The 4388-nt window shown below is 73.1% G+C and carries 3 protein-coding genes and 1 pseudogene; all 4 read right to left on the reverse strand.

Annotated features, from left to right (window positions below; genetic code table 11):
* Positions 1 to 31: 31 nt before the first annotated feature.
* On the reverse strand, positions 32 to 1198 hold the full coding sequence (locus RWX45_RS10800; protein WP_316023728.1) for a phosphotransferase: 1167 nt from the start codon (positions 1196 to 1198) through the stop codon (positions 32 to 34).
* A complete protein-coding gene (locus tag RWX45_RS10805; protein ID WP_316023729.1) occupies positions 1185 to 3062 on the reverse strand; it encodes an ABC transporter ATP-binding protein in 1878 nt (625 codons plus the stop codon). The genes RWX45_RS10800 and RWX45_RS10805 overlap by 14 nt, the downstream gene beginning before the upstream one ends.
* A complete protein-coding gene (locus RWX45_RS10810) occupies positions 3055 to 4176 on the reverse strand; it encodes a glycosyltransferase family 4 protein (protein WP_316023730.1) in 1122 nt (373 codons plus the stop codon). The genes RWX45_RS10805 and RWX45_RS10810 overlap by 8 nt, the downstream gene beginning before the upstream one ends.
* Positions 4176 to 4388, reverse strand: a pseudogene (locus RWX45_RS10815) (hypothetical protein); the annotation flags it as partial. The pseudogene RWX45_RS10815 and the gene RWX45_RS10810, both read right to left, overlap by 1 nt.

Raw genomic sequence — 4388 nt, forward strand, 5'->3', positions numbered from 1 at the left:
GCGGCGGGGGAGGGGAGTGTTGGTGTGGTGCTCATGAGGCCTCCCGGGAACGCTGGCCGCCGGGCAGGCGCTGCCAGAGCGCCTCAATGTGGTCCACCTCGGCGGCCAGGCGCCTGCGCCAGTGGGGGTCGCCGTGACGCAGCGGATCCTGAATGCGCGCCAGCCGGGCCCGGGCGACGGCGGCCCGCAGCTCATCCGGGCCCGGAAGCTGCCCACCGGCGTCGGCGTAACCGGCCAGCAGGGCACGACCGGAGGCGGCGTCGGCCACGGCCAGGTAAGAGCCCAGGTCGACGGCGGCCGGGACCAGCCGCGCCCGGTCGAAGTCGGTCAGCCAGATCCGGCCGCTGCTGCGTTCCAGCAGCACCTGATCGGGGGAGGCGTCGCCGTGGCAGAGGACCGGCGGGCCTGACGGCCGTTGCGGCATCGCCTCCCCGAGGCGCTGCACCCGGGCGGCGAGCGTCGGGTCGAGGTGGCTGAGGAGGCGGGCGTGGACGAGGGCGAGGATGCGGGCGGGAGGCTCGGCGTCGTCCAGGTCCTCGGCCAGGTCGGTGGGCAGCTCGGTGCTGGCGGCGTGCAGGGCGGCGAGTGCGGCGCCGGCCCGGGCGGTGGCCGCCAGGTCGTGGTGGCGGCCCAGATCGGTGTCGCCGACGAAGCGCTGCACGCTCAGGTGCGTGTTGCCTACGTCGGTGTCGGGTAGCAGCGGCGGCACCGGGACGATGGCTGCGGCGAAGTCCTGCAGGGCGATGCTGCGGCGCTGGGCGCCGGCGGTGATCCGCACGACTCCATGGTCGGTGCGCACCACGAGTCGGCGCAGCGGGTTGTAGCGCAGCAGGTTCCCCTCCAGCCCCTCCAGGAGCCCCTGAGCCCGGGCAGCGGCCACGTGCTTGGCCAGGGACGGGTCCGCGGCCACCTCCCCGACCTGCAGCAGCAGGCCGGTATCGGTCTCGCACTGGCGCGTGCGCAGACCCAGGCGGAGGCTGCGGCGGGCGGTCTTATCGGCCTTGGTCCGGTTGATGGGCCATAGCAGCCGGGCCCAGCCGGCGGCACGGTCGGTGTCCGCCTCCAACAAGGATGCGGTCACCGAGACGCCGGGCTTAATGCGCAACCGGGCGGCGCGCACCGGTGCCCCGACCAGCTCGCTGAGCCGGTCGGCGTCGAGCACGGTGTCGACGGCGCTGCGCGTGCTACTGACGTACATACGTCCTCCGGTTCGTCTCATCGGGGCGGTCGTCGGGGCGGTTCTCGGCTCCGGCGTCCTGCCGTTTGTCGGCGGTCAACAGTTCCCGCTGGGCCGCACCCGCGGCCGCCCACGCCCGGAAGGCGGGGGACTCCTCCAGCAGCTGCTGTGGGGGACCGTCCAGGGCGATCCGGCCGTCCTCCACCCACACCACCCGGTCCGAGCGCATGGCGACCTCGGTCTCGTGGGTCACCGCCAGGAGCGTGCGCCCCCGGGAGAGGCGGTCGACGGCGTCGAGCACGTGGGTGGAGGAGGCCGGGTCGAGCCCCGTGGTCGCCTCATCCAGGACGACGATGGGGGCGTCGCGCAGCAGGGCCCGCACAATGGCGACCCGCTGCCGCTGTCCGCCGGACAGGGTGCCGCCGCGTTCACCGACGATCGTGTCGTAGCCGTCCGGCAGGGAGGTGATGAAGTCGTGTGCCCCGGCGGCCCGGGCGGCCGCCTCCACCTCGGCGTCGGTGGCCTCGGGGCGCCCCATGCGGATGTTCTCCCGGATGGTGTCGGCGAACAGGACCGCCTCCTGGTGCAGAACCGACACCTGCGCGCGCAGCTCGGACAGGTCCAGGCTGGTGAGGTTGTGCCCGTCCAGCCGCACCCGGCCGCCGACGGGATCCAGCGCCCGCACGACCAGTGAGGTCAGGGTCGACTTGCCCGACCCGGACGGGCCGATGATGGCCACATGCTCGCCGGCGTCGATCTGCAGGTTGACGCCGTGGAGGATCTCGTGGCCGTCGTACTCGGTGACCACATCCTCGAAGGTGAGGGCGCCGCGGACGTGCCCGAGCGGTACCGGGTCCGGAGGCGAGACGATGTCCGGCTGCACATCCATGAGGTTGGCCACGCGTTCCCCGGAGGCGGCGGCGCGGGCAATGCGGCCGGTGTACTTGGCCATGTCGCGCAGCGGCTTCATGGTGGTGCGCAGGTAGGTGTTGAACAGGACCAGGTCGCCCACGGTCATGGCCCCGGCCAGGACTCGCATCCCGCCGCCGATGAGCACCACCGCGGAGCCGAGCCCCACAATGACGTCGGTGGTGCGCTCCAGCTTCGCGGCCAGGCGCAGCGAGCGCACCCCGGCGTGCAGCGAGTTCTGGTTGGCGCTGACGAAACGGTCCTCAACCAGCGCCTCCAGGCCGTAGGCCTGCACCACCTTGATGGTGCTCAGCGCCTCCTGGGCGGTGTTGGCCAGCTGGCCCTCGGACTTGCGGGTGCGGCGGGCCGCGGAGGTGATCCGCTTGGAGGAGCCCGAGGAGGTGAAGAAGAACAGTGCGATTGCTCCCACCACCACCAAGGACAGCAGCGGGTCGAGCCACACCATGACGCCGAGCATGACCGTCAGGGTGAGCACATTGGCGGCCAACGGCAGCCCGGCGGTGACGGCCACGTCCTGCATGCGGGCGACGTCGGAGACGAGCCGCTGGACGGTGTCGGCACTGCGGTTGCGCGAGTGGAACTGCTGGGAGAGCGTCTGCACGTGGTGGAAGGCGCGGCGCCGCAGCGCAATGGCGGTGCGGGAGCCGGCCAGCGCGAAGGAGACGGTGGCCAGGTAGTTGCACAGCGCCCGCAGGGCGACAATCGCAATGAGGGTGGCGCCCAGGCCGACCAGGCGCGCCAGGTTGGCGGGCGCGTAGCCGGTGGCCGTGCCCAGCGAGGAGAGCACCGAGTCGATGACGATCTTCATCGGCCAGGGCTCCAGCACCCGGAACACGACCTCCGCCAGCAGGGCGAACGTGCCGCCGACCACCAGTCCCCGCTGCGGGCGCAGGTCCGGGGCAATGAGCCGCAGGGTGCGGGTCAGGGCAGAACGACGAATCCGGGGTTCAGACATGCTGCACCTCCACCTGGGCGAGGGCCTGGCGCACGACGCCGTCCCAACTGTGGTGCTTCTCGGCACGACGCCGTCCCAGCTCGCCGCGGCGGGCCCGCAGCTGCGGGGTGAGGGACAGGGCGTCGAGAGCAGAGGCCAGCGCCGCCGGATCCGAGGGCGGCACCAGCACCCCGATGCCGTCGAGCAGGCGGGGCAGCTGGCCCACGGCGGAGGCCACCACCGGCAGCCCGGCCGCTAAGTACTCCAGCACCTTGAGCGGGGAGAAGTACTGCTCGTCCTCCCCGCCCAGGTCCGGGTAGGGGGCCACCCCGATGGCGCTGCCGGCCAGGGCGGCGGGCACGTCCTGCGGGGCGACGGGGCCGCGGAAGTCCACCTCCAGCCCCAGTGCGTCGGCCTGGGCCTGCAGCGCCTCCCGCTCCGGGCCGTCCCCAACAATGCGCAGGCTCCAGTCCTCCTGTGCCAGGGCGGCGGCCCGCAACAGGTCGGCGACGCCGTGCCACGGCTTGAGCGTGCCGACGAAGGTGACGACGACGCCGTCGGGATCCTCCGGGAAGGGCCGCAGCCGCTCCAGGTTGACCCCGTTGGGGATGGTGACGGCGCGCGGCGCGTCGGTGTGGCGGCATACCCAGCGCCGCACCGGTTCGGAGACGCACACGGTGGAGCGGGCGGCGCGGACCTGGGTGCGCAGGGCCGCCAGCGCCCCCGCCTCATCCACGAGGGTGCGGTGGTGGCGCTGCTCGTCGATGAGCGGGGAGTTGATCTCGAGCACTCCGGGGATGCCGGCGTCGGCCAGCTCCGCCAGAGCGGTGGAGAACAGGGAATAGCGCTCATAGACCAGGTCGGCGCCGTCCTCGCGCACCTGGCGGGCCAGTTCGGCGGCCGCGGTGGCCTGGGCGCGTTCGCGGGCGGCCGGATCATCCGCATGCACCTTGACGATGCGCACCGGCAGGTCGGTCAGGTCGGCGGGCACGAGCGTGCCGCGGCGCACGGCGTAGACGGTGACGTCGTGGCCGGTGCGGCGCAGCGCCCGCACGACCTCCTGAATATGGACCGAGGCGCCCTTGGACCCGAAGACGGGGATGCCCGGGTCGGCGCAGATGTAGGCGATACGCACTAGTGGACCTCCTCGAGTGCGGGGGTGGGCGAGACCGTGTCCAGTGGGGCGGCTGGGGCCTGCTGGAGCTCCGGGGCGGACTGCCAGGAGGAGAGCACCGCCGCCTGGACGCGGGAGTCGAAGTCCCGTTCGATGAGGGCGCGGGCGTTGCGGGCCAGCGGGGCGGGGTCAACGGTGCCCTCCGCCAGCTCGCGCAGGGCGCGCGCGAGGGC

This window comes from Actinomyces sp. MRS3W, assembly GCF_032465695.1.
Taxonomy (GTDB): domain Bacteria; phylum Actinomycetota; class Actinomycetes; order Actinomycetales; family Actinomycetaceae; genus Actinomyces.